Here is a 26,685-nt window from a genome sequence, read left to right as displayed (position 1 = left end):
TTTCGCGACGACGACGCGGCCCCCGCACACCAGTGGCAGCAGGATCTCGTTGATCGAGATGTCGAATGCCAACGGTGCCTTGAACAGTGCCGCGTCGTCGTCGCGAAAGACGGCGGCGAGCGGGACCCGTTCTACCTCCTCGACACCATCGCCCGCGAACGCGTGACGTTCGTCTACCTGGTGTCGTCGATGCTCGAGTCACTGCTGCACCTCGACACCGACAACGCCCTGTCCGGGTTGCGGCACGTCTGGTGCGGCGGAGAGGTGCTCACCCCTGACCTGTTCTCCCGCTTTCGGAATCGGCTGGACACGACCCTCTACCACGGGTACGGGCCGGCCGAGGCGACCATCGGTGTCTCCCATGTGATCTACCACGACGCGGACGACCGAATCGCCACGTCCATCGGTCGGCCGAACCCCAACACTCAACTCTACGTTCTCGATTCACGACTTCGCCCGGTCCCGATCGGATGCGGCGGCGAACTCTACGCGGCAGGGTCGCTGCTCGGACGCGGATACCGCAACGCACCCGCGCTGACCGCGGCCCGGTTCGTGGGCAACCCGTTCGCAGCCGACGGGTCGGCGATGTACCGAACCGGCGATCTCGCGCGGTGGCGTTCGGACGGCTCACTCGACTTCCTCGGTCGAGCCGACAACCAGGTCAAGATTCGCGGCATGCGGCTCGAATTGGAAGACATCGAATCGGCACTCTCCGACCACCCCTCCGTGCGCTACGCCGCGGTCACCGTCCTGCACCGAGACTCGGGAGACGTGCTGAGTGCGTACGCGATCCCCACGGATCGCGAAGGCGTCGATCGCGACCAGCTGCAGACGGTCCTGACATCGTGGTTGCAGAGCAAGCTCCCCGAGTACATGGTCCCCACGTACATGACCATCCTCGACGACGTCCCCGTCACCGCGAACGGCAAACTCGACCGCAGAGCGCTCCCGGAACCGACAGCGACCCCCGCGGGTCGCGACGCTCCTCGCACCGAGATCGAGACGCGTCTGTGCCGGGTCTTCGCGTCGGTGCTGTCCGTGCCGACCATCGGTGTGTCCGACGACTTCTTCTCTCTCGGCGGTCATTCGCTGTCGGCCCTACGCCTGGCGGTTGCACTGCATGCCGAATTCGGTGTCCGCGTCGGTCTGCCCGTGTTGTTCGACCATCGAACGGTCGCCGCACTCGGCGCAGCAATCGATTTCAGTGCAGGCGCTCACGTCGGCAGGCCAGGTGACCACTCGGATGCCGACGGGGCACCCGTGTCGTTCGGGCAGGAACAACTACTGTTCCTGGAAAGCCTGTCCGGTCCGTCCACGGCGTATCTGCTCACGCTCGATCTCGAACCGGACGAGCCTCTCGATCCCGTCGCCCTGCGCCACGCCGGCCTGGATCTCGTTGCGCGACACCCTATTCTGCGTACGGTGTATCCGGCGAGTTCGGGTGACTGGACCCAACACGTTCTGTCGGTCGAGGAGGCAGCCTACAAGTTCCGCGTCGAATCGACAGTCACGGCGCCGACGCCCATCGATCTGCAGTCCGAGTTGCCGATCCGGCTGTCGAGCGACGCCACCCGATTACGAATCACACTGCACCACATCGCGTGCGATCAGGAGTCGGTGAAAATTCTGGTCGACGAGCTCGCCGCGGCGTACGGCCGCAGTCTCGGCAATGCCGCAGACCCACTGCCGCCGACCGCACACACCGCCGCGACGTACGCACAGTTCGCGCGATGGCAGCGCGAGACCGCAACCGATCGGTCCGACCTCGACTTCTGGATCGGCAGGCTCGGCCACGTGCCGCCGGTCACTGCGCTCCCGCGCGACTTCGAGCGCAGGGCCGACGCCGGCGGCACCGGTGAACTGGTAACCGTCCCGTTGTCCGAGGAACTGTCGGACGCCATCGATCGATCCACGAGCGAAAGTGCGGTCACCCCACTCGTTCTTTTGCACACTGCCGTCGCACTGGTGTTGCGAGCCAGCGGAGCCGGCGACATCGTCCCGATCGGCACCGCGGTCGACAGTCGCAGCGATGCGCAGTTGGCAGGCACGGTCGGCTTTTTCGTCAATACGGTCGTCCTCTCGGCGTCGGTCGACGACACGCTGACGTTCACCGAGTTGGTCGACCGAGTGCGCTCGAGCAATCTGGAAGCGTACGACCACCGCGACGTGCCGTTCGAGGCAGTTGTCGCGACCCTCGATCCGCCGCGGACGCCGGGTGTCAACCCGTTGTTCCAGGTCATGATCGCGGACGTCGACGATCGCCCGATCCGTCCGAACTTCGGACACGTCGCCACCCGTTCGGCATTCGGGGGCGGATCACTGGCGGCGAAGTTCGACCTCACGTTCGGAATCGGGTTCACAGCCGACGGCCGACGCTCGCTCACCCTCGTGTACGACCGCGCCCTCTTCACCGAGACGACCGCTCGGACGCTGCTCTCCGGTGTCCACGCCGTCCTGGTGCAGGGAACTCGTCATCCGCGGCTGGTGGTGGCCGAGATCGCAGTGCCGACCACCCCAGGATCGTCCGGCACTGCCCAGCTCGCACCGGCGCAACTGAGGATGCTCGATGCCGGAATCTCGGACGACGCCTGCGTCGAATGGACCGTGCCGGGCGGGTCCCCGGCCATCGCCTACCGTCTGCTGGCTGAATTCGATGCTCTGCGAATGACCCTCGTTCGCGACGGCGACGGTGGGCGGCACATCGCGATCGCCTCGGTGGACGATGCCATCGCACGCCCGCTCGATGGGACCATCGACGTCGGCTCGAGACCGGTCACCGCAACCGAATCCGAGTCCGGCACCGTACTACGCGCCCATCCGTTGTTCGTCGATGCCGAGTCGTGGCCACCCGTCGCGGTGGACTCGACTCTCGACTTCGCGGACTACCTGCGCGAGTTGGATTCTCGTGCGACGGATCTCGGGATCGTCGAGCATGCCGAAGCCTGGCTGGACTTCGGCGACGACGTGCTGGCAACCACCGTCACCGAGTTCGCGGCCGGAGAACCTGGAACGGCCGATGCAGACGTGTGGGACACCGCGGATGCGCTCGACACTGCAGACACGTTCGACAGCGGCCGCACCCGCGCTGCCGCTCTGATCACTTTGGCCCGCACTCTGACCGATCTCGGTGCCGGCGACGCGTGGCTGGTCGAGATCGACGAACCCGATCGGGACGGGCACGCTCGGACGATCGGGCATCTGCGCAGGAGATATCCGTTCCACCTGAGCTCCGCGGACGCCCGGCGAAGTATCGACGAATTCCTGAACGCACACAGGGACGATCCGGACCCGTCGACCTACGACGTGGCTGCACACACGAGTGAACACACGGTCGGTGTGTTCGCGGACATGCCGCGCGCAACCGTAGTTCTCGTGATCGGCCGAGCGAAGCAGTTCACGGAGATGCGCAGCTCGGTGCCCACGTTCGCGTTGACGACGGGCTCGTCCATTCGAGTTCATGTGACGGCCGCAGACCGGGTGCCCGGTGGCCTGCCGGTGGCGGATGCCGCTCGAACCTGGGCCCGACACTTGCGGACCGCACTTGCGGATGCGCGGCGCAACGAGGATTCGGCGGACCTTGCTCCCCTGCTGTCGGGCGTGGATTCGGCTCGGCTGCGGCGGAGTTTCGGAACGGTACGGCACGTGTGGCCGCTCTCGCCCCTCCAGACCGGCCTGCTGTTCCACCTGCTCGCCGGCAGCGAGGGCGAGGCCGACGTCTATGTCTCGCAAACCGTGGTCGAGCTGTCCGGGCACATCGATCGAGACCGCCTCGCCGCGGCAGCGAGGGCATCGCTCGACAAATTCCCCAACGTGGCAGTGGGTTTCACCGAGATCGGTGATCGCGCGGTACAGGTGGTTCCGGAGACGTTCGATGTTCCGTGGACGTACCGCAGCGGCAGCGACGTCGACCGGTTCGCCCGCGAGCAGGCGTCGATCCCGTTCGACGCCTCGAACCCGCCGCTTCTTCGCTTCGGCCTGCTGTCCGACGGACCCACCCATCATCATCTCGTCTTCACGGCGGAGCACATTCTGCTCGACGGGTGGTCGATCTGGCGCTTTTTGATGTCCGTCCTCGACAGCTACACCGACGATGAGGCCGAACGCAGCAGGTCCACAGCATCTTTCGGCACCTACCTGGCGTGGCTCTCTCGGCAGGACCTCCCGGCGGCCGAGCTCGAATGGCAGCGCTATCTCGCAGGAATCGACGAGCCGACCCTCGTCGCTCCGCGCAGCCGATCGCTCGGTGCGACGTCGTCGGCGAGCTCTCGAGATCTACGCGTCACCCTGGATCCCGTGGTGTCCCAGGGTCTGCTCGAGGTTGCTGCCACCACGGGCGTCACCCTCTCGACGGTGTTCGAGGCGGCATGGGGAATGACACTGCGTCGCATTCTGGGCACCGACGACGTGCTCTTCGGGTCGGTGGTGTCGGGACGCCCACCCGAGATCGACGGAATCGACACCACGATCGGGTTGCTGTTCAACACCCTTCCCACGCGATTCACCCCGAACCCGTCGCATACGGTGACCGAGATGCTGCAGAAAGTCCAGCAGGACAAACTGCTTCATCTGATGCATCCCTACGTCACCCTGTCGGCGCTGCTGCAGATGTCGGGACACCGCGCGCTGTTCGACACCCTGTTCGTCTTCCAGAACACCCCGGTGATATCACCGGAAACACCGTTCGGTCCGCCGGAAAGCCGGGTGCGTGTCGAGAACGTCACGCTTCGCGACGCGACGCACTACCCGCTGTCGATAGTCGTCAACCCGGACGCCGGACCCACCTCGGCCCCGACCGCGGGGCTGCGAGTGATGTTCCAGGAGGACGTCGTCGACGAAGCGACGGTCCGCGAGTGGATCGACACCTTCACCCGGACGCTCGACGCGATCACGAAGAACGTCGACGGCCTCGTCGCACGCTGCGATCCGCTGTCCGACGCGCAACGCGACCTGCTGGTGCACCGTTTCAACGACACGGCGCGTGCCGTCCCGGAGTTGTCCGTCTACGACCTGCTGCTGCGTCAGGCCGAAAAATCGGCATCGTTTCCCGCTGTCCGGGCAGGCGACGCCGTTCTGACCTACGCAGAACTGGTCGAGCGAGCGAACCGAACTGCCCGTGTTCTGCTCTCGCTCGGAGCAGGGCCGGATCGTCGGGTCGCGTTGTTGCTCCCCAGATCCGAGGACATGGTGGTCGCGTTGTTCGCAGTGTTCGCTGCGCACAGCGCGTACGTACCGATCGACCCCGAGCACCCGCAGGACCGCATCTCTCACATGCTCGCAGTATCGGAACCCGCTGTGATCCTGACGGATTCGTCTCTCGTCGACCGGCTTCCCGAGCACCTTCGGACTGCGCCGAGCACGGTGCTGCTGGATCTGTCGCGTGACGCGATCGACGACGCATCCGGCGCGGCCGTGACCGACGACGATCGCGGCGCACACACCGATCTCGACCAACTCGCGTACGTCATCTTCACGTCCGGTTCCACCGGACGGCCCAAGGGCGTGGCCGTGCCGTACCGAGGTCTGACGAACATGTTCTACAACCACGAGGCCGCCATCTTCGAGCCGGTTCTCTTCCGTCAGGGCGGACGACGGATCAGGATTGCGCACACCACGTCGTTCTCGTTCGACGCCTCCTGGGAGCAGCTGCTGTGGCTGCTCGCGGGCCACGAGGTGCACGTGATCGACGAGGATCTGCGACGCGACCCGGAACGACTGCTCGAGTACTACGACGAGCACCGGATCGATGCGTTCGACGTGACGCCCACGTACGGAGAGCATCTCGTTGATCAAGGACTGCTCGACCGCGAGCGGTGCCAGGATTCGGCATCCGGGTCGGTCGATTCCGGAGCGACGGGCGTGGTGTTCGTCTCGCTCGGCGGGGAGGCCGTCGGAGACGGGCTGTGGGATGCGTTGCGCTCCGCCCCCGGTGTGGACGGCTACAACCTCTACGGGCCGACCGAATACACGATCAACGCACTCGGTGCCGATGTCGCCGACACCGCGCGGCCGAGCCTCGGGCGACCGATCGCGAACACCGCGGCGTACGTACTCGATTCCACTCTGTCACCGGCACCCATCGGTGCGGTCGGCGAATTGTATTTGGCCGGAGCGGGATTGGCACGGGGATACTTCGCGATGCCGTCCATGACCTCGGACCGTTTCGTCGCCTGCCCGTTCGGTGCACCGGGCGCACGGATGTACCGGACCGGTGACCTGACGAGGCGTCGCCCCGACGGCACACTCGACTACCTCGGACGAGCCGACGATCAGGTCAAGATCCGCGGCTATCGCATCGAGCCCGCCGAGATCGCGAACGTCTTGACCGCGCAGGATGGTGTCGCTCGCGCCGCGGTCGTCACCGTGACGGGATCGGCCGGAGATCGAGCACTGGCCGCGTACCTCGTCCCCGAGAAGGGTGCCGCGATCGACGTTGCGATCGTCAAAGCCGCTCTGCGTCAGCAACTTCCCGCCTACATGGTTCCGTCCGCCATCACGGTGGTCGACGACGTACCACTGACCGTCAACGGCAAGTTGGATACCCGCGCACTGCCTGCACCGGAATGGGATACCTCGGCTGCGGACTCGGCCGATGCGGAGAACGCACTCGAACAAGCGATCGCCGACATCTTCGTCGAAATTCTCGGAACCACGCGGGTGGGCCGCGACGACGACTTCTTCGCACTCGGCGGGCATTCGCTGCTCGTCGTCCGCCTGACGCGTCGACTCGAGTCCGTGCTCGGCCGATCCGTCGGAGTTCGAGACGTCTACGCCCGGCCGACCCCTGCTGCCCTTGCCGAAATCGCCGCGTCGGCAGCGGAATCCGGAACGATGCTCGACCCGGTGTTGCGTCTACGCGACGCCGGGCCGAACACCGTGTTCTGTTTCCAGCCCGCAGGCGGACTGGCGTGGTCCTACATGGGCCTGGTGCGTTTCCTGCCCGCCTCCACTTCGGTAGTGGCCCTGCAGGATCCGTACCTGTCCGATGGTGAGATCGAACTCGACACGTTCGACGCCCTGGTCGACGACCAGTACCGCCGAATGCGCGAGGTGTCGCCCGCCGGCCCCTACCACCTGCTCGGGTGGTCGTTCGGCGGCCAGATCGCCCACGAGGTGGCCGCACGACTCCGCGCAGCGGGAGAGACCGTCGCGTCGCTCGTGCTGCTGGATTCGTTCATCGTTCCGTCCGACGCACCGGCGCAGGAGCAGTTGGAGTCCCAGCGCGAGGACATCGCGGCCTACGTACGCAGCGACTCGCTCCTCGGTGCGCTCGACGACACCACCAGAGAGCGACTCGTGTCGGCTCACGTACGCCACCTCCGGTTGACGGCCTCGGCAGACCCCGCACCGTTCGACGGCGACGCCCTCCTCGTCTCCGCCACCGAAGGGCTCGATCCCGACTTCGGTGCGCAACGAGAGACGTTGTGGCGGGAGCGAATCCGCGGTGAACTTCGGGTGGATGCCTACGATCTGCCGCACCTCGCACTCGGGCAGGCACGCGGATGGAATGCCATCGGCCCTGCCGTCGCCCAGTACATCCTCGAGAGGAGTAGATGACCCCCTTCGACACGTTCCACCATCCACTATCGACTACGAAAGCAGACACATGATCGACTCCCGAGCCCACACTTCCAGCAGATTCGGATCCCGCGCCATCACCGGAGGCATCGCGGTTCTCGTGCTCGCCGCTGCGGCTGCGTGCAGCAGCGGCACCACCGACACCGACGACGCCGGCACCCAGGTCGTCGACCTGAACGCGAACCCGGCCGCCTGCAGCGAGAACGACCGCGTCGACACAGTCGATCGAGAAGCAGGACCGTTCACGTACACCGACGGCCGCGGGCGGACCATCTCGCTCGATTCGCAACCGACCAGAATCATCGCCGACGAGGAATCGGCCGCAGCGCTGATGTCGTACGGAATCAAGCCCGTCGCCATCTGGTCGACGACGCCGATGAGCACCAGCCCCATTCTGAGCTGCTCCGACCTGTCCGGCATCGAATCGGTCGGCGAGAGCTGGGGCACATTCGATTTCGAGAAGGCGGCAAGCCTCGACCCGGATCTCGTCATCGGCGAGTTCAACCCGAGGTTCGGGCAATTCGGCAAGCTGACCACCACGGCCGATTCGTCCAAGGCCGACACCATCGATCAGCTCGCTCCCACCCTGGGAGTCACCTTGGACACGACATCGACGGCAAAGACCATCGAGAACTACGCGGGGCTCGCGTCCTCACTCGGAGTCGACCTCGACACCCCGCAACTGGCAGACATCAAAGCCGACTACGACGCCGCCGTCGCGAACTTCGAGAAGGTTGCCTCCGAACGCCAGGACCTCACCGGCGTAGGTGTCTGGCCACTCGACGTCGCGTACGTACTCGATCCGTCGGCGGACCCCGACTTCAGCGACTACCAGCGCTGGGGACTGAAGATGTACACACCCGACGGTACCGACGACGGGTACTGGAAGAAGGTGTCCTGGGAGAACGTGTCGACCGTCGACGCCGATGTGGCCTTCGTCTATCACGACGTCGCCAACGCCGCCGACGTGAAGCTCGCCGACATTCCCAGCCGCTACCCCGGCTTCGACACCATTTCCGCCGTCGACAACCAACAGATGGTGCTGTGGGATTACGGCGCCAACAAGAGCTACAGCCGCTACACCAACACCATCAACGTCTACGCCGACGCACTGTCCAAGGCGAAGAAGGTCACGGCCGAATAGTTCGTTCCGACCACCTTCACGGGACCACCGGCGCGCATCCGCCGGTGGTCCCGTGATGGCCCTCGCTCTCTACAGGGCAGCCGCGATCTCGGCGGCCTGCCGATCGAGTTCGGATCGCTGCGGCGACGACGGGCGGGCCCGCAGCCCGAAGCCGTCGCCGATCATCCGAGGGATGACGTGCAGGTGCACGTGGAAGATTTCCTGACCGGCCACCGTGCCGTCGGCGAGAAAGAAGTTGACGCCCGCGACACGCGGATTGCTCGCTCGCACAGCGGCAGCCACCTTCTGCCCCACCACGAACAGGTGCGCCCCGATCTCGGGTGGCAACTCCGCAAGGGTTCGGAACTGCTGCTTGGGCACCACCAACACATGTCCGCTGGTCAGCGGCCTGATGTCCATGAACGCAAGTGCAGTCTCGTCCTCGTGGACGCGCGACGCCTCGGCCGTCCCGGCAATGATCTCGGCGAAAATCGTGTAGGGGTTCACAGCCACCGAGCGTAGGCGCTCGGCGCTCTGAGGCTGCGGGGCCCGGACCCGGAGACTACTGTTTGCCGATGAGCATCGGCGGGGTTCTCTTCGACATCGACGGCGTCCTTGTCACGTCGTGGCAGGCGGTGCCAGGGGCAGCGGACACTCTGAAGTACCTGGACAGCAAGGACATTGCGCGCGCGTTCCTGACCAATACGACGTCGAAGACGCGTGAGCAGATCGCTACGGCACTGCGCGAGGTGGGGCTGGACGTGCATTCGGACGAAATCGTCACGGCCGCGTCGCTCACCGCCGATCATCTCCGCGAGAACTATCCGGATGCGCGAGTGGTCATGATCAACAACGGTGAGATCGCGGGCGACATGCCGGGAATCGAATTCGTCGACGAGACGTCCGAGGATCCCGATGTCGTGGTCGTCGGCGGTGCAGGCCCGGAGTTCACCCACGAGCGCCTCAGCCGCGTCTACGACTGGCTGTGCCGGGGCATACCCGTCGTCGCGATGCATCGATCGCTGATGTGGAGCACCGGCGCCGGACTGCGCATCGACACCGGCATGTACCTCGCCGGGATGGAACAAGCGTCGGGACATACGGCGAAGGCCATCGGAAAGCCCGCGCCGCTGGGATTCCGGACGGCATCCGAGCGGATGGGCGTCGACCCGGACGATGTCGTGATGGTCGGGGACGACCTGGACAACGACGTCCTCGCCGCCCAGGTCGTCGGGATGACGGGCGTGCTGGTTCGCACCGGTAAGTTCCGTCAGGACGTGCTCGATCGACGCATCACGGACGAGTTCGCGATGGAACCCGACCACGTGATCGACTCGGTCGCCGACCTGCCCGACGTCCTCTCCTGACTACAGAATCGGCGACGGCGTGTACGACGCCCCGGCCGGGAACTTCGCGATCAGCCGCTCCACTGCCGAGACGACGGCAGCGACCTGGGCGTCGGCCGCCCCGATGAAGGCCGTCTTGTCGGCCAGGGCCGCGTCGAGGGCAGCGCGATCGAGGGGCAGGCGATCGTCGGCGGCCAGGCGGTCGAGCAGGTCCGGTTCGAGGCCTTGCTCACGCATGGCCAGCGCGACGGCGACGGCGTGTTCCTTGATCGCCTCGTGTGCGGTTTCGCGTCCGACGCCCGCGCGCACCGCAGCCATCAGCACCTTGGTCGTCGCGAGGAACGGTAGGTAGCGGTCGAGTTCCTTCGCGATGACGGCCGGGTACGCGCCGAATTCGTCGAGCACCGTCAGGAACGTCTCGATGAGACCGTCGATGGCGAAGAAGGCGTCGGGCAGCGCCACGCGGCGCACGACGGAACAGAAGACGTCGCCCTCGTTCCACTGTGCTCCGGCGAGCTCGGCGGCCATCGAGCCGTAGCCGCGCAGCACCACCTGCAGGCCGTTGACGCGTTCGCACGAGCGGGTGTTCATCTTGTGCGGCATCGCCGACGAGCCCACCTGGCCCGCCTGGAAGCCCTCGGTGACGAGCTCGTGGCCCGCCATCAGGCGGACGGTGTGCGCGAACGAGGACGGTCCGGCACCGATCTGGACCAGCGCGGAGACGACCTCGTGGTCGAGCGATCGGGGGTACACCTGGCCGACGCTGGTGAGCGTGTGCCGGAAACCGAGGTGATCGGCGACGATGCGCTCGAGCGCGACGAGCTTGGCGGAGTCGCCGCCGAACAGGTCGAGCATGTCCTGCGAGGTACCCATCGGGCCCTTGATTCCTCGCAACGGGTAGCGCGCGATCAGTTCCTGCACCCTCGACAGCGCCAACAGCAGCTCGTCTGCGGCAGACGCGAACCGCTTACCCAGCGTGGTGGCCTGAGCTGCGACGTTGTGACTGCGGCCGGCCATCACCAGCGAGGAGTACTCGGCTGCCCGCTCGGCCAACCGCTTCGCGACGGCGACGCCGTGCGCGTGGACGTGTTCGAGTGAACGCAGAATCTGCAGCTGCTCGACGTTCTCGGTGAGGTCGCGACTGGTGAGCCCCTTGTGGATGTGCTCGTGGCCGGCGAGGGCGTTGAACTCCTCGATGCGGGCCTTGACGTCGTGGCGGGTGACGCGCTCACGCTCGGCGATCGACGCGAGGTCCACCTGGTCGACGACGGCTTCGTAATCGGCAATCGCAGCGTTGGGGACGTCGACTCCGAGGGAGGACTGCGCACGCAGCACGGCGATCCACAGTTGGCGTTCGAGGGCGATCTTGTGCTCCGGAGACCACAGCTCCACCAGTTCGGGACTCGCGTAGCGGGTGGCCAGGACATTCGGGATGCTCACGAGCGTCCAGCTTACGTGGCGCAGTTGTCGGTCTCGGATCAGGTCGGACTCGAATTCGACCGTCGGACCGGGCATCGAGACTATCGCCGTAGCGCGGAATAACCGCAGCGCATTCCGATGTTGCAGCCGCCGTGAGCCGAACAGTGAAGGTCGACATCTGGTCCGATATCGCATGCCCGTGGTGCTTCGTCGGCAAGCGCCGTTTCGAGGCAGGCGCTGCGGAGTTCACCGCCGGGGGCGGAACGCTCGAGGTGGAGTTCCACTCGTTCGAGCTGGCACCCGACACACCGGTCGACTTCGACGGCAGCGAGGTCGATTTTCTCGTCTCCCACAAAGGCATGCCGGCCGACCAGGTCACCCAGATGTTGGGGCAGATGACCGAGCTGGCCGCAGGCGAGGGGCTCGCGTACGACTTCGACGCCCTGCAGCACACCAACACCGTCAAGGCGCACGAACTCCTGCACTTCGCCAAGTCGAAGGGCAAGCAGGTCGAAATGAAAGAACGCCTTCTGGCCGCCTACTTCGAGGAGGGCCGCCACGTCGGCCGCACCGATGACCTCGCCGACCTGGCCGCGGAGATCGGCCTCGACCGTGACGAGGTGGTCGAGGCGCTGACGTCCGAGGAATTCCTGCCGGCAGTGCGCGCGGACAAGGAGCAGGCCATCGCCTACGGGATCAACGGTGTGCCGTTCTTCGTGATCGACGGACGGCTCGGTGTCTCGGGCGCGCAGGCCCCGTCGGTGTTCGCCGACGTCCTGGCGAAGGCCGCGGCAGGCTCATGAGCGGTCCTCTGGAGATCGTCGGCGACGACCACGGCCCTGTCTGCACGGACGGCGTGTGCGAGGTGCCACCGATCCACGACGCAGATACCGACTAGACCGGGCTGGGGCCGAACATCTCGGCCGAGCTAGGTCAATCGGCCGACATCTGTTCCGCAGGAGCGACGATGTCGATGACGGCGAGCAGCATGCTTCGGGCCATGTGGCGGGGGTCGGGGTCCACTTCGCTGAGCGCTCCGACGACGGCTCCGTCCACCACCGCCACGAGTCGTCGAAGCTGCTCTTCCTGCACGGTTCGACCCGATCTGCGCAGGACGTCGGTGAGCAGGTCGTCGATCTGGGCGCGCAGCCGCAGCTGCACCTCTCGCAGCTCGGGATGGCGTGCCGAGGCGATGAAGCGTTCGTATCTCGCGATCAGCTGCTCGTGACCGTCCTGTGGTCCGATCAGCAGGTCGACGATGAGATCGACCGTCGACTCCATTTCGTTCGAGCACTTGCCCTCGTCCTCGATGCGGCCGCGCATCACGTCGATCTCGCGGGTGCCGACGACGTCGACCGCCGCGGCCACCAGGTCACCGAGGGACTCGAAATAGTAGGTGGTCGACGCAAGCGGGAGCCCGGCTCGTGCGGCCACGGAACGGTGCCGCACCGCGTCGAATCCGCCTTCGACGAGAAGGTCCGCAGCCGCCGACGCCAGTGCCTGCCGGCGGCGCACCCCCTTCGGAGTCGCACCCGACACCTTGTGCTGCGACTCGGTCGGACCTGCGGACATTCAAGTCATCGTGCCAGCTCGAGGCCGTTCGTCGGACTGCTTTCGAGCTATGGAATTGTCAGTGGTCGTGGCACATCGAACGATCGACCTTCGCTCCGACACCATCACCCGACCCGATTCGGTCATGCGAAAAGCCATGGCCGACGCCGAAGTGGGCGACGACGTCCTCGATCACGATCCGACGATGGCGGCACTGGAAGAAGCCGTGGCAGGTCTGCTCGGATTCGAGTCGGCCCTGTGGGTTCCGTCGGGTTCGATGGGCAACATCATCGCGCTGATGCTGCATCTGCAGCGCGGCGATCGCTTCCTGGCACCCGAGCACGCCCATGTGCTGGGATCCGAGCTCGGCACCGCGGCATGGTTGGCGGGCGGGATGCCCGACGCCCTCCCCCACGACGCCGGGCCCGGCCGTCCCCTCGCGTCGACCGTTCGCGCGAAAGCCGGTGGCGGCGGACCGTACTTCGCGCTGCGGACGACGCTGCTGTCGCTCGAGAACACCCACAACTTCGCAGGCGGCACCGTGTTCGGGCCGGACGAGTGGTCGGATCTCGTTGCCGTCGGGCGTGACTGCGGACTGAAGGTGCACCTGGACGGCGCGCGACTGTGGAATGCCGCTGTCGCCCTCGATGTTCCGATCGCGTCGCTCGCTGCCGGTGCAGACACGGTGCAGGTATGCCTGAGCAAGGGCCTCGGCGCGCCGGTCGGTTCGATGTTGGTCTCGGATTCCGCGCGTATCCACGAGGCTCGACGTGTCCGAAAGATGTTGGGCGGCGGCGTTCGTCAGGGTGGCGTCCTGGCTGCCGCCGGGCTCGTGGCGTTGGATCGGATCGGCGATCTGGCCGCCGATCACGCCAACGCGTCGACCCTCGCTTCCGGACTGCGCGAGCGAGGCTGGGAGGTAACCGAGCCGGAGACGAACATCGTGCTCGCAACGGTTCCCGACCCGGCGTCGACGGTCGCGGAGCTGGCCGAGCTGGGTATCGCCGCGGTGACAGTCGCGGGCAAGGTGCGCTTCGTGACCCACCGCGACGTCGACGCCGCCGACATCTCCGAGGCGCTGGAGCGGCTGCGCCGCACGTGAGCGGCACTTCGTAGCCTGCTACGAGGCAGGAGTGGAGCCTGCGGAACGACCCCAAGGCACCTCGTTCACGACCCGAAGGCGCTCCAACGCCTCCTCGACGTCGGCGGTGGTGCCGGCGAACGAGAAGCGCACGGTGTGGTTTCCGCGCACGGTGTCGAAATCGACCCCCGGTGCCAATGCGACCCCGGTCTCGGAAAGCACTCGCGCACACCAGTTCCGCGAATCGCTCGTCAGGTGCGCGATGTCGGCGTACACGTAGAAGGCACCATCGGCCGGTGCGAGGTCGGTGATACCCATGGCCGGCAGACCGTCGAGCAGAATTCGGCGGTTGACGGCGTAGCGCTCGACATGTGAATCCAGCTCGACGCGGGACTCCTCGGTGAACGCCGCGATGGCGGCGACCTGGGAGATCGCCGGTGGGCAGACCGTCATGTTCGACGCCAATCGTTCGACGGCTCTGCGCAATCGCGTCGGCAGCAGCATCCATCCCAGCCGCCAGCCGGTCATCGAGAAGTACTTCGACACCGATCCGATGGCGACGGATTCCGTGGAGGTCTCCCAGGCGCTCGACGTACGCGCGTCCCCGTAGGCGATACCGTGATAGATCTCGTCCGAGATCAGCAGAGTTCCGTGCTCGTCACACCAACGCGCGATCGCGGCCAGCTCGTCGGGGTCGATGATCGTGCCGGTGGGATTGGCGGGGCTCGCGATGATGAGTCCGGCGGGCGGCTCGGGCAGTTCCTCGAGCATGGCGACGGTCGGTTGGAACCGCGTGTTCTCCAAACAGTCGAGTTCGACGACGCGGCAGCCCAACGCCGCCAACGTGTTTCGATACGCCGGATAGCCAGGGCGGGCCATGACGACGGTGTCTCCCGCGTCGAACGCAGCAAGGAACAGCAACGTGAACGCGCCCGACGACCCGGTGGTGATCACCACGTCGTCGGCGTCGACGGTGATGCCGTACCGCGCGCTGTGGTACTCGGCGATCGCGCGACGCAGCGGCAGAATGCCCAGTGTCTCGGTGTACCCGAGCAGGTGCGCATCGAGGGCCTCGCGAGTGGCGCGCAATACCGGCGCGGGCGCTCGGGTGGAGGGCTGACCTGCAGCAAGTGAGAGCACGTCGCCGTGAGTGCGCGCCCGCTCGGCTGCCGCGGCGAACACATCCATCACATGGAACGGCTCGACCATCGATCGCTGCGATTCACTGTGCATTGTTTCGACCCTACTGATCCCTACCGGCTCGGCGCAGGTGCACTGAGTGTCCACTATTTCGACGCAGGCACGGGATCCCGTCCGAGAGCCCAAATTGTGGACACTCACGTCAGTGCCTTCCGGCGACGCCGCACGGTGTCGATGATTTGCCGCACCACATAGTCCAGGTCGGTCAGCACCATCGCCGCCGAGTAGCGCAGCACCAGCCAGCCGTCGAGTTGCAGCGCATTCTGGCGCACCCGGTCGTTGGTGAACACACCCGGTGCACTGTGGAATTCACGTCCATCGATTTCGACGATCACCCGTGCTCGTCGATCCATCAGATCGGCGTAGTACGGCCCCACCTCCGCGTTGATCTCGAGAAAGTAGCCCGCCGCCGTCAGCGCCCGGGCCACGATGCGTTCCGGTTCGGACAGAGTCCGCGGGCAGCACAGTCGCAGCTGCCTTCTCACTTCGGTGATGCCGGCCATCCCCGCCGACTTCTCGCATTGCACTGCAACTCCGCGCCAGCTCACCGCGCGACTCAGTGCAGAGTCGAAGAACTTCTCCAGATCGGGTCGGGTCAGCGAGACGGCGACATCGACGATGGACTGCTCGATGGTCACCACCGGCAGACCGTCTGCGAAGCTCGACTCGGTGAGACTTCGCCGGTGCGCCCGCAGCCACTTCGGGCCGCGTGCTCGGGTGTCACGAGGCACGGTGATCTCCACCTGCTCGGGTTCGCGGTCGAGCAGGTTCCACCACCACGCCGCACTGAGATGGCTGAGCACGGCATGCGGTTGCCAGAGCGTCGCGGCAACACAACGGTCGCGATACGTCGGTTCGCCGGTGCAATAGATGCTCGGCAGTAACCGAGTCAGTGTTCCGACTCCTGTCCGGTATGCGATGGCGCCCTCGCTGACGCCGGTGTCCAGTAGCTGCTGCCTCGTGTAAACCCCCATGAGTGACAGCCTGGCGTCGAATAGCTGCCCGTGGGCTCGTGATTCGAGAAATGTGGATAACGCAGCTACCTGTGGACAACTGACGTGAGTGTCCACTTTTTCGGCCGGCACACGGGATCGCGTGTGCTAGGCGAAATAGTGGACACTCAGCGCACCTACAGCGCGATTCGACCCTCCACCGCAGCCAGGCCGATGTCGGTTCGGAAGTGACTGCCCGGCAATCGGATTCCCGCGATACGGGAGTAGGCGTCGTCTCGGGCTGCGGTGAGGTCGAATCCGGTGCCGACCACGCTCAGCACGCGTCCGCCCGCGGAGACGACCGCGCCGTCCTTGACTGCGGTTCCTGCATGCAGGACGCCTTCCCCGTCGGAGCCGAGGATCTCGTCACCGGTGCGCGGGCGACCGGGGTAGTTCTCGGCGGCGATGACGACGGTGACGGCCGCGCCGTCCTTCCAGCGCAACGGCGCAAGTGAGGCGAGCGTGCCGGTCGCCGTCGCGTTCAGCACCTCACCGAGAGGTGACTCGAGCAGCGCCAGCACCGCCTGGGTCTCGGGATCACCGAAGCGGCAGTTGAATTCGACGACCGCCGGGCCGTCGACACCCATCGCCAGACCGGCGTACAGCAGACCGGAGAACGGTACGCCGCGCTGCACCATCTCGGCGGCAACGGGTTTCACCACATCACGGACGATCTCGTCGACGGCACCCTCGGGCAACCACGGCAGCGGGGTGTACGCGCCCATGCCGCCGGTGTTGGGTCCGGTGTCTCCGTCGCCGACGCGTTTGTGGTCCTGCGCGGGCAGCAGCGGAACCACGGTCTCGCCGTCGACGAGGCAGAACAGGGACACCTCGGGTCCGTCGAGGAACGATTCGAGCAGCACCGGGTGGCCGTTCTCGAGGAGTTCGGCGGCGTGATCGCGCGCAATCAGGCGGTCGGTGGTGACGACGACACCCTTGCCTGCGGCCAGGCCGTCGTCCTTGACCACCCAGTTGGGGCCGAAACGGTCGAGGGCTGCGTCGAGCAGGGCGGGCGAGTCGACGATTTCGCTGTGCGCGGTGCGGACACCCGCTGCTGCCATCACGTCCTTGGCGAAGGCCTTGGATCCTTCGATGCGAGCGGCGTCTGCGGACGGACCGAATGCGGCGATGCCTGCCTCGCGGAGAGCGTCGGCCACACCGAGTACCAGCGGAACCTCCGGTCCGATGACGACCAGATCGGCGTCGAGTTTCTTCGCCAGCGCGGTCACCGCCTCACCGGAGGCGACATCGACCACGTGCTGCTCGGCGAGCTTCGCGGTGCCTGCGTTGCCGGGAGCCACGAACAGCTTCTCGACCGACGGATCGGCCTTCAACGCAAGTAGAAGGGCGTGCTCACGAGCACCGGAACCAATGACTAGTACGCGCACAGTGCATCAGACTATCTGCTCGACGCGAAAGCGCCCCGCACCTGTCATGGTGCGGGGCTCTTTCGTGGTGGTTCGGTGTTACTGCGTGAGGTCGTAGAACGTCACGTTGTCGACCGTGGTCGCGGTGAAGTTCTCGGTGACCCAGGCGGAGATCTCCGCCGAGGTACCCGACTCCATTCCCGGCATCCCTCCGCCGCCGATGAAGTAGTGGATCTGTCCTTCGGCGACGTACTGCTGGAATTCGGCGAGAGTCGGCGACGGGTCGGTGCCGTTGAACCCGCCGACGGGCATGACGGGCTCCTCGGTGGCCAATTGATAGCCGGCCGCCGTGTTGGCTCCGATGGCCGCTGCCACCCAGGTGTAGGAGTCGGCGTCCTGCTCGAGCATCTCGGTGATCGCATCGGTCGGCTTACTGCCTTCGAGAAGACCGCCCATTGCGCCGCCCATGCCGCCCATCTCGGCGCCGCCCAGCATCTGGCCGGGAGTGCCTGCCTGACCCGTGAATCCGGCCGGCGGCTGCATCCCGGCCGGTAGCTGGACGCCGGCCGGCAACTGCATTCCGCCCGGCATACCGCCTTGGCCTCGTCGACCCTCGCCCATACCGCCGAACCCGCGCATGCCGGTGTTGGGCCCGGCCGAGACGATGGATCCGTTGTGTGGAGTGCTGACCGTGTCGACGGCGTATGCCGTCGGGCCGGCCAGTCCGGCGAACATCACCGCCAGGATCGACGCCGCAGCCAGCCTGCCGCGGGTCAGCGCGGGGACGAGCAGCGCGACGACCGCGAGAATTCCGACGACGAGAATCGCCCACTTCAACCACGGTACGAAACTCTCACTGCGGCGCAGCAACACCCACGCCATCGCCACGGTCGACGCCACCGCGACGGCCATCGCGATGCGTACCCAGTACGTGTCGCGTCGACGCCACAGCATCACGCTGCCGATGCCGATCAGTGCGGCAACCGCGGGTGCGAGCGCAACGGTGTAGTACGCGTGGAAGATGCCTGCCATGAAGCTGAAGGTCAGGCCCGTCACGAGCAGCCACGATCCCCAGACGATCAGTGACGCTCGCTCGCCGTCGGTTCGAGGTGACCTGCCGCGCAACACGAGTCCGACCACGAACAGGATCAACGCGGCCGGGATGAGCCAGGCGATCTGGCCGCCCTGGGAGGCGTCGAACATGCGGAAGATGCCGGTCTCTCCCCAGATTCCACCGGGCATCCCGCCCGCCATGCCCCCGGCCATGTCGCCGCCCATACCGCCGCGGCCGGGGGTGACACTCCCGGTTTCGTCACCGCTGAGCCGGCCGAATCCGTTGTAGCCGAGCGTAAGTTCGAGGATCGAATTGTTCTGCGAACCGCCGACCCAGGGCCGCGACGATGCCGGCCAGAATTCCACGATCAGAATCCACCATCCGGCCGAGACGATCATCGCGCCGAGTGCACCGAACAACTGCATCAGCCGGGTGAGAAACTTCGGCGGTCCGGCGATCAGGTAGGTCAACGCCAGCGGCGGTACGACGAGCATCACCTGGAGCTGCTTGGTGAGGAAGCCGAACCCGACGAACATGCCGGTGATCAGCAGCCACTTGGTCTTTCCGGTCTCGACGCCTCGTAGCAGGGCCCACACCGATGCGATCATCAGCAGCACGAGCAGCGCGTCGGGATTGTTGAACCGGAACATCAGTGCGGCAACCGGAGTGACGGCAAGCACCAGGCCTGCGAGCAGACCGGCCGCTCCGCCGAAGCGACGCTTGACGGTGGCGCGCAACAGGGCCACCGAGGCGACTCCGAGGAGCGCTTGCGGCACCAGCATCGCCCAGGTGTTCAGGCCGAAGATGCGTACCGACAACGACATGAGCCACAGCGACATCGGGGGCTTGTCGACGGTGATCGAGTTGGCGGCGTCGGAGGATCCGAAGAAGAAGGCCTTCCACGACACCGAACCTGCCTGTACCGCAGCGGAATAGAAGGAGTTGGCCCACCCCGAGGCACCGAGGCCCCAGATGTAGGCGACGCCGGTGCCGACCAACAGTGCGATCAGCCCGATCCACTCCCACCGTGGGGAGGTCGCAGGCGTGGACGGCGCGTCCGCGGAGGGGCGTTCGATCGTCGTCGTCACAGATCCGTCTCCGAGCTCGCGGACTTCGCGCCTGCGTCCGCAGAGCTACGGAAGACCCACCGCAGTGCAACGAAACGGCACACGGTGGCAACGAGATTGGCGACGATGAGGACGGCGAGTTCGACGTGCCGGGACACGTCGGGTGCCCAGGCGTGCAGCACGGCGAGTGATCCACTGGTGACGAGCAGGGCGAAACCGAAGATCGCCAGTCCCTGCAGTTGGTGCTTGCCTGCACCGTCCGATCCACGGACGCCGAAGGTGAAAGCGCGGTTGGCCGCAGTGTTGAGGACCGCGGTGATCAGTAGTCCGAAGAAGTTCGCGGCCTGCGCGCCGATCAACGAGTGCAGCACGAGATACAGCAACGCGTACGCGACGGTGCTGGCGACGCCGATGATGCCGAATCGCACCATCTGGCTGATCATTCCGTGCGGTACACCGGGCACGAGCGGCTCCCGTCCCAGGCTTCGACGCAGTTCGGCGACCGGCAGTACGCCGGTGGCCAGGGCGCGGCCGACGCGCCAGCATCCCTGCAGGTCCTTGACGGCGGTGTCGACGATGTTGACGCTGCTGTTCGGGTCGTCGACCCAGTCGACGGGCACCTCGTGGATACGCAGGCCGACTTTCTCTGCGATGACGAGCAATTCGGTGTCGAAGAACCATCCGGTGTCCTCGACGAGCGGCAACAGCTGTCGGGCGACGTCGGTGCGCATGGCCTTGAAACCGCACTGCGCATCCGAGAAGCGCGCTCGCAGCGACGTGCGCAGAATGAGATTGTAACTGCGCGAGATGAATTCACGTTTCGCACCGCGGACCACCCGGGACGATCGGTTGAGTCGTGATCCGATGGCGAGGTCCGAGTGACCGGACATCAGCGGCGCGATCAGCGGCATCAGAGCGTTGAGGTCGGTCGACAGATCGACGTCCATGTAGGCCACGACATCGGCGTCCGATGCGAGCCAGACGGCTTTGAGTGCCCGTCCGCGGCCCTTCTCGTCCAGGTGATGAACCTGAACTCCCTCGATCTCGTCGGCGAGCCGATGTGCCACCGCGAGGGTGCCGTCGGTACTGGCGTTGTCGGCGATGGTGATTCGCGACCGGAACGGGATCCGATCCTCCAGGTGCTCGTGTAGACGACGAATGCACTGTTCGAGATCCGCCTCTTCGTTGTATACCGGGATGACCACCTCGAGAGTGGCCGTGGCGTTCGAGCCGGGCCGCTGGCCTGCTCGTGCGAGGGAATTCGTTGTCATGTGGACCAGAATCGGCCCCTGAGCTGGACCCACCCTGCGACGAACCTGGCAATCACCTGGGAGACCTGCGCATAGGGCATCCTGTTCCCATGGCTTCCATTTTCAGCAAGATCATCGCCGGCGAAATCCCGGGACGTTTCGTCTGGCAGGACGACGACGTGGTCGCGTTTCTGACGATCGCGCCGGTCACGCAGGGGCACACACTGGTGGTTCCGCGTGAGGAGATCGACCAGTGGCAGGACGTCGACGGTGCCGTGTTCGCCAAGATCACTGCCGTCGCCCAGATCATCGGCCAGGCAGCCCGGACCGCGTTCGACGCACCCCGCGCCGGTCTGTTGATCGCCGGGCTCGAGGTGCCGCACCTGCATCTGCACGTGTTTCCGGCGTACGACATGGGCAACTTCGACATCTCGGGTGCCGATCCGAATCCGTCGGCGGAGTCGCAGGACGAGGCGGCGACCAAGCTGCGGGCGGCGTTGCGAGAACTCGGGCACGAGGCTCACGTCCCGAGCTGACGCCTCTGCAGCGAGAGCCTCAGCGCAGGGGCGTCAACAGTCGTCGACGCCTTCGCAGGTGCATCGACACCTCGTCGGATCGGGTGTCGGGGTCGTAGCCCGGGCCGATGTCGGTGTCGATGTCGTGCGGCCCCGGCGCAATGCCGCATTCGGGGCACATCCCCAGTGGTCCGAGGTCGGTTCCGCAGGGCGCGTGCAGGAATCGTCGACGCTTCCCTGCGGGTTTGCCGGTCTGTTCCTCGCCCCAGTAGCTCAGGGCGAAGACGGCGGGCCACAGTCGTTCGAGGGCGGCCGTCGGAACGTAGTCGTCGCGTCCGCCCTCGACGGCACGGGCTCGTCGTTCGAGCAGTCCGGCGTCGACCAACGCGCCGAGTCGTTGCGCGAGAACTGCCTTGGAGATGTCGAGGTGGACCTGGAAGTCACCGAAGCGTCGGACGCCGAAGAAGCAGTCGCGCACGATGAGCATGGTCCATCGCTCGCCGACGAGCTCGAGGGCACGGGCCAGGGAGCAGTCCTGGCGGGCGTAGTCGATTCCGAGTGCCATGACGCGATAGTACAGTCTGTTGACCGAACCAAGTTGGGCGTTTACAGTTCGATCACCAGACCAAAAGGACGACGATGACCGACACTGCACCCTCGCCCGCCGGCACCACGAACAGCACCCGAGCGCTCACCATCGCTGCGCTCGGCACTCTGCTGACCCTGATGGCGTTCACCGCACCACTGGCGACCATCAACAGCACCGCGGCAGATCTGATGTCCGACGCCGCAGGACGCACCTGGATTCTCAGCTCGATGAGCATCGGCCTCGCTGCCGCCCTGCTGACCACCGGCACCGTCGCCGACGACTTCGGCCGCCGACGCACGTTCGCGCTCGGTGCGGCGGTACTCGCCGTCGGCGCGATCGTCTGCGCGGTCTCCCCCAACACTCTGATCTTCGTGCTGGCCCGCGTTGTGCAGGGTCTCGGCGGCGCGGCCGTCGTCGCGTCGAGCCTGGGCATCATCGCGCACACTCACCCGGCCGGTCCGGTGCGCGCGAAGGCGAGCGGGGTGTGGGGCGCGAGCGTGGGTGCCGGCATTGCTCTCGGTCCGCTGCTCGCCGCCGTACTGGATCGCTGGGCGAGTTGGCGTGAGGCCTACTTCGTTCTCGCGGTCGCCACGGTGGCATTGGCCGTCGCCGCGCATGTGCTCGTCGAAGAATCCAGGTCCGACGCCCCGCGTGGCCTCGATCCGGTCGGCGCGCTGCTGCTGGCCACGGGCATTGCCGCGTTGCTGGCCGCGCTGGTCGAGGGCAGGCAGGGTTGGATCGCCGTGACTCCGATCGTTCTCTTCGTGCTCGCGGCCCTGTTGCTGGCCACTTTTGTGGTCTTCGAATTGCGCGGTGCCACTGCGATGCTCGATCTGAATCTCTTCCGGCACCCACCGTTTCTGGCCGCTACGGTCGCCGCGCTGGCCACCGGCGGCGGCATCATCGCGCTGATGTCGTACATGCCCGGATTTCTCGGAACCGTACTGGGAATCGATGCGCTCGGTGCCGCCCTGCTGCTGTTCGGGTGGTCGGCCACGTCCGTGGTCACCGCCTTGCTCGCCCGCAGGCTGCCCGCGTCACTGACCGGCCGAACGCAACTTGCAGTCGGTCTGACGGGCGTTGCGATCGGCATGCTGATGCTCACGGGGTTGTCCGAGAACGCATCCTGGGCGCGACTGCTGCCAGGACTGCTCGTGGCAGGCGTCGCCAGCGGGGTACTCAACGCCGCTCTCGGACGCGAGGCCGTGGCCAGCGTGCCCGCCGGACGCGGCGGCATGGGTAGTGGAGCCAACAACACCGCGCGCTACGTCGGTTCCGCCATCGGGGTCACCGTCGTTGCGGTGGTGGCTGTCCCATCGGGCGAGCATTCCGCGGCGGCGCTGACGACGGGCTGGAACACGGCAGCCTTGGTGACTGCTGCGATATCGGTGCTCGGGGCCGTGGTCGTGGCGGCCTCACGCTCCCGGCGGTAGCGAGTACTCCTGCTCCGGCCTTCCGGTCGACCCGTAGCGCAGCTGCATGCGCAGTCGCCCTTTGGACACCAGGGTGGCCAGATAGCGCTGCGCCGTCGCACGTGAAATGCCTATGGCGGCAGCGACTTCACCCGCGGACATCGGCTCGGCCGTCGTGCGGACCGCGTCGAGCACCAGATCACGGGTGACGGACTGCGAGGACGGCAACGGTGCCGCAGCGCGCGGACGCAACGCGTCGAGTCCGCTGTCGATGTCGGCCTGGCTCAGCTCGTCCGAACGGTCAAGAGCGCCGCGGTACGTCAGGTATCCGGTGAGGCGATCGACCAGCGCCGAGCGCGGAAACGGTTTGATCAGGTACGTCCAGGCACCGGCGGTCATTGCCGCGCGGACCGTCTGCTGATCCGCCGCAGCGGAGAGCACCACGGCGTCGCACTCGAGTTCGCGTACCAGGTCGATTCCGGATCCGTCGGGCAGATAGACGTCGACCAGCGCCAGATCGAACGACTGCGTCGACGCCAATTCCCGTGCCTGGGCGATACTCGTCGCCACCGCGGCCACCTCGTAGTTGTCCAGCGAATTCACCAGTACCGCATGCAGATCCGCGACCCGGAAATCGTCGTCCACCACCAGTACCCTCATTGCGACACCTCGTCGGTCAGTAGTGCATCAGGGATCGACGCGATGAACACAGCGCCTCCTCGTTCGTTCTCTTCGGTGATCTGCCCACCGACATCGGCCAGTGTCACGTCGCCGCCGCGGGTACGCGCGATCTGCCGACTCAGCGCCAATCCCACCCCTCGGCCGCCCGGCGAGTCCGCCGTCGACTTGGTCGAGACTCCCTCCACGAACACCTGATCGACTTCCAGGTCCACCCCGTCGCCGGAATCGACGACCACGATGTGCAGGGTCGAACCGTCCTGCACCAGTTCCACTTCCACCTCGGCCGGCCTCCTGACTCCCAGCCTGGCCGCATCGACCGCATTGTCGACGAGATTGCCCAGCACCGTCGTCACGTCGACGGGAACGGCCACCTCTCCCCCGACCCAGGTGTTCTCGCCCAACACCATTCGGACCCCACTCTCGCGGGCGTGCGCGGCTTTCGCGGTCAGGAACGACCGCAGATAGGCGTCGGACACGGCATCGATACCCTCGACGGTTTCCGATCTCGGCCCCACTCCGAGTATGTCGTCGATGTACTGCGACGCACGATCGGGGTGGCCCTCGTGCAGCAGTCCGCTGACCAGATGCATTCGGTTCGCGAACTCGTGGCGTTGGGCGCGCAGCACGGCAGACATCGATTGCACGGCGTCGAGCTGACGCGTCAGTGTCTCCACGTCCGTTCGGTCGCGCACGGTCAGCACCGTACCCAGATCGCGATTGTCACGCAGCACTTTTCGGGCGGCTGCGACGACCACGACCTCGTTCACCGCCGCGAGTACGGGTTCGGCCGTCGGAGATTCGATGACCTCGAGCAGCCTCGGAGTCAGACCGATGTCCTCGATCCGCATCCCGGGCTTACCGTCGATCGAGAGCAACGTGCGCGCCTCGTCGTTGACGACCGTGACGACGCCGTCCGGGTCGATGGCGACCACCCCCTCGCCGATGCCGTGCAGCACCGCCTCCTGTTCACGCACCAGTTCGGCGAGCTCCTCCGGCTCCAGCCCCAGCGTCAGCCGTTTCCACCTGCGTGCCAACAGGGTCGAGCCGGCCAGCCCGAGCAACAGCACTGCACCGGTCACCAACCCGCCGTTGACCAGATCCTTCACCAGCTCGGTACGCACGGCCGTGGTCGATATGCCCACGCTCACTTCGCCGACCACCATGTCGGTCGAACCGAGCGCCAGCACAGGCACTTTCGCGCGTACGGAGTCGCCGAGCGTGCCGCGCTCCTGTTCGACCACCTCGTTGCCCGCCAATGCACCCGAAGGATCGGTACTCACCCGCCGGCCCAGCACCGTCGGATCGGGGTGCGCCAACCGCAGACCCCGATCGTCGGTGATGACGACGAACAGGGCGTCGGTGCGAGTGCGGGCGCCCTCGGCCGCGCGCTGCAACGCCCCACCCGCCAGCACTCCCGCGGGCGCGGCGTCGGTACCGGCGGTGTCGACTGCCGAGAACTGCTCGACCAGAGAGCGCACCTCCGGGTCCGACGCCACCGTCCGGGCAACCGCGAGCGCACGCTCGCCGTACTCCTCGCTCGCCTGCCTGCCACTGCTGATCGCGAACACCCCGAACGCCACTGCCAGGGCCACCGCCACCAGCGCTGCCTGCAACAACAGCACCTGGGTCCTCAATCGCACTCACCCAGGCTATGCGCCGGGCGGGCTCGAGCACAATGCGCAAAAGGCTCTTTACGTTGCTTGCGCGGGTAGTGCGCACAACAGCGACCATGTGATGCCGGTTACGTAACTTCAGTCACACACGCAGTCCAACCGGACCCACCTCACACATTCGAGAAGGAGTGCACGATGTTGGTGATACTCGGCTTCCTCATGGTAGCCGCCTTCATGTTCTTGATCCTGACCAAGAGAGCCACGCCCGTCGTCGCACTCACCCTCGTACCCGTCATCTTCGGTCTGCTGGCCGGCGCGGGGCTCGGCATCGGTGACATGATCACCGACGGCATCAAGTCGCTGGCCCCCACCGCGGCCCTGCTGTTCTTCGCCATCATCTTCTTCGGCATCATGATCGACGTCGGACTGTTCGACCCACTGGTGCGCGGCATTCTGCGCCTGGTGCGCAACGATCCGATGAAACTCGTTGTCGGAACTGCCATTCTGGCCATGGTCGTCTCGCTCGACGGTGACGGCTCCACCACGTTCATCATCGTCACGTCAGCGCTGCTGCCGCTCTACCTCAAACTCGGTGTCAGCCCGGTCATTCTGACGGTCGTCGCCGGTCTCGCCAACGGCACGATGATCAGGCCGACGATCATCGAGGGAACCATCGGAACGAAGACGTCGGACGGGGAGATTCCGAGAGCGGATGCGGCGCGAACCGTCGGGCCGCCCCACGGAATGATGTTCATCGTGCCGTTGGCGAGACCGGCGACGACCGTCAGAATGACCGGGCTGACACCGAGTTTGAGGTAGAGCGGCAGCAGCGCTGACGTGACGATGATGA

18 protein-coding genes and 2 pseudogenes are annotated in these 26,685 nt (G+C 66.2%); 8 read left to right on the top strand and 12 right to left on the bottom strand.

The window, feature by feature from the left end:
• Together CH251_RS04150 and CH251_RS04145 are read left to right on the top strand one after the other, a co-directional pair.
• A partial coding sequence (locus CH251_RS04150; RefSeq protein WP_094611977.1) for a non-ribosomal peptide synthetase occupies window positions 1-7,554 on the top strand: 7,554 nt, incomplete at its 5' end.
• A gap of 49 nt (window positions 7,555-7,603) precedes the next feature.
• Window positions 7,604-8,719 carry an ABC transporter substrate-binding protein gene (locus tag CH251_RS04145; protein ID WP_143537945.1) on the top strand — a complete coding sequence of 372 codons (1,116 nt, stop codon included), beginning with the start codon at window positions 7,604-7,606 and terminating at the stop codon, window positions 8,717-8,719.
• Between the two features lie 69 nt (window positions 8,720-8,788).
• Here CH251_RS04145 and CH251_RS04140 read toward each other — a convergent pair whose 3' ends face one another.
• Complete coding sequence (locus CH251_RS04140) at window positions 8,789-9,205, bottom strand: HIT family protein (RefSeq protein ID WP_032395945.1); 417 nt, start codon at window positions 9,203-9,205, stop codon at window positions 8,789-8,791.
• A 68-nt stretch (window positions 9,206-9,273) separates the two neighbouring features.
• On the opposite strand from CH251_RS04140, the gene CH251_RS04135 reads away from it, so the two are divergent.
• Window positions 9,274-10,065: an HAD-IIA family hydrolase gene (locus CH251_RS04135; protein WP_094611975.1), complete on the top strand. Its 792-nt coding sequence runs from the start codon at window positions 9,274-9,276 to the stop codon at window positions 10,063-10,065.
• On the opposite strand, the gene purB is transcribed toward CH251_RS04135, so the two are convergent.
• Entirely contained in the window at window positions 10,066-11,484 is a 1,419-nt protein-coding gene (purB, locus tag CH251_RS04130) for an adenylosuccinate lyase (RefSeq protein ID WP_094611978.1), read from the bottom strand.
• Between the two features lie 131 nt (window positions 11,485-11,615).
• On the opposite strand from purB, the gene CH251_RS04125 reads away from it, so the two are divergent.
• Window positions 11,616-12,266, top strand: a complete 651-nt coding sequence (locus CH251_RS04125; protein WP_094611974.1) for a DsbA family protein — start codon at window positions 11,616-11,618, stop codon at window positions 12,264-12,266.
• A gap of 130 nt (window positions 12,267-12,396) precedes the next feature.
• Here the strand turns inward: CH251_RS04125 and CH251_RS04120 are convergent, their stop codons facing one another.
• Window positions 12,397-13,035: a TetR/AcrR family transcriptional regulator gene (locus CH251_RS04120; RefSeq protein ID WP_094611973.1), complete on the bottom strand. Its 639-nt coding sequence runs from the start codon at window positions 13,033-13,035 to the stop codon at window positions 12,397-12,399.
• Between the two features lie 49 nt (window positions 13,036-13,084).
• Between CH251_RS04120 and CH251_RS04115 the strand changes: the two genes are divergently transcribed.
• Window positions 13,085-14,116 (top strand): low specificity L-threonine aldolase, encoded by a 1,032-nt coding sequence (locus CH251_RS04115; RefSeq protein WP_094611972.1) that lies wholly within the window; start codon window positions 13,085-13,087, stop codon window positions 14,114-14,116.
• Window positions 14,117-14,134: 18 nt separating this feature from the next.
• Here CH251_RS04115 and CH251_RS04110 read toward each other — a convergent pair whose 3' ends face one another.
• The 5 genes from CH251_RS04110 to CH251_RS04090 form a co-directional block, all read right to left on the bottom strand.
• Window positions 14,135-15,328: a pyridoxal phosphate-dependent aminotransferase gene (locus CH251_RS04110; protein WP_094611971.1), complete on the bottom strand. Its 1,194-nt coding sequence runs from the start codon at window positions 15,326-15,328 to the stop codon at window positions 14,135-14,137.
• Between the two features lie 104 nt (window positions 15,329-15,432).
• Window positions 15,433-16,269: a DUF559 domain-containing protein gene (locus CH251_RS04105; protein ID WP_094611970.1), complete on the bottom strand. Its 837-nt coding sequence runs from the start codon at window positions 16,267-16,269 to the stop codon at window positions 15,433-15,435.
• A 155-nt stretch (window positions 16,270-16,424) separates the two neighbouring features.
• Window positions 16,425-17,675 carry a phosphoribosylamine--glycine ligase gene (gene purD, locus CH251_RS04100; protein ID WP_094611969.1) on the bottom strand — a complete coding sequence of 417 codons (1,251 nt, stop codon included), beginning with the start codon at window positions 17,673-17,675 and terminating at the stop codon, window positions 16,425-16,427.
• Between the two features lie 78 nt (window positions 17,676-17,753).
• Window positions 17,754-19,796, bottom strand: coding sequence for a glycosyltransferase family 39 protein (locus CH251_RS04095; RefSeq protein WP_094611968.1), 2,043 nt, complete (start codon window positions 19,794-19,796; stop codon window positions 17,754-17,756).
• Window positions 19,793-21,046 carry a bifunctional glycosyltransferase family 2/GtrA family protein gene (locus tag CH251_RS04090; protein WP_094611967.1) on the bottom strand — a complete coding sequence of 418 codons (1,254 nt, stop codon included), beginning with the start codon at window positions 21,044-21,046 and terminating at the stop codon, window positions 19,793-19,795. The genes CH251_RS04095 and CH251_RS04090 overlap by 4 nt, the downstream gene beginning before the upstream one ends.
• Before the next feature lie 89 nt (window positions 21,047-21,135).
• Between CH251_RS04090 and CH251_RS04085 the strand changes: the two genes are divergently transcribed.
• Window positions 21,136-21,561: an HIT family protein gene (locus tag CH251_RS04085; protein WP_094611966.1), complete on the top strand. Its 426-nt coding sequence runs from the start codon at window positions 21,136-21,138 to the stop codon at window positions 21,559-21,561.
• 19 nt (window positions 21,562-21,580) lie between these two features.
• Here the strand turns inward: CH251_RS04085 and CH251_RS04080 are convergent, their stop codons facing one another.
• On the bottom strand, window positions 21,581-22,105 hold the full coding sequence (locus tag CH251_RS04080; RefSeq protein ID WP_094611965.1) for a helix-turn-helix domain-containing protein: 525 nt from the start codon (window positions 22,103-22,105) through the stop codon (window positions 21,581-21,583).
• Between the two features lie 74 nt (window positions 22,106-22,179).
• Between CH251_RS04080 and CH251_RS04075 the strand changes: the two genes are divergently transcribed.
• Window positions 22,180-23,562 (top strand): MFS transporter, encoded by a 1,383-nt coding sequence (locus CH251_RS04075; RefSeq protein WP_094611964.1) that lies wholly within the window; start codon window positions 22,180-22,182, stop codon window positions 23,560-23,562.
• Here the strand turns inward: CH251_RS04075 and CH251_RS04070 are convergent.
• Together CH251_RS04070 and CH251_RS04065 are read right to left on the bottom strand one after the other, a co-directional pair.
• Window positions 23,545-24,201 carry a response regulator gene (locus tag CH251_RS04070; RefSeq protein WP_094611963.1) on the bottom strand — a complete coding sequence of 219 codons (657 nt, stop codon included), beginning with the start codon at window positions 24,199-24,201 and terminating at the stop codon, window positions 23,545-23,547. The two genes, CH251_RS04075 and CH251_RS04070, sit on opposite strands and share 18 nt — an antisense overlap.
• Complete coding sequence (locus CH251_RS04065) at window positions 24,198-25,862, bottom strand: sensor histidine kinase (protein ID WP_094611962.1); 1,665 nt, start codon at window positions 25,860-25,862, stop codon at window positions 24,198-24,200. The genes CH251_RS04070 and CH251_RS04065 overlap by 4 nt, the downstream gene beginning before the upstream one ends.
• Window positions 25,863-26,030: 168 nt before the next feature.
• Between CH251_RS04065 and CH251_RS04060 the strand changes: the two are divergent.
• Window positions 26,031-26,480 (top strand): annotated as a pseudogene (locus CH251_RS04060) (SLC13 family permease); the annotation flags it as partial.
• On the opposite strand, the pseudogene CH251_RS27785 reads toward CH251_RS04060, so the two are convergent.
• Window positions 26,474-26,685 (bottom strand): annotated as a pseudogene (locus CH251_RS27785) (citrate:proton symporter); the annotation flags it as partial. The pseudogenes CH251_RS04060 and CH251_RS27785 sit on opposite strands and share 7 nt — an antisense overlap.

Source organism: Rhodococcus sp. 06-462-5, from assembly GCF_002258315.1.
Taxonomy (GTDB): domain Bacteria; phylum Actinomycetota; class Actinomycetes; order Mycobacteriales; family Mycobacteriaceae; genus Rhodococcoides.
Note: the sequence above shows the minus strand (reverse complement) of the source record. Positions and strands in the feature narration are given on the sequence as shown.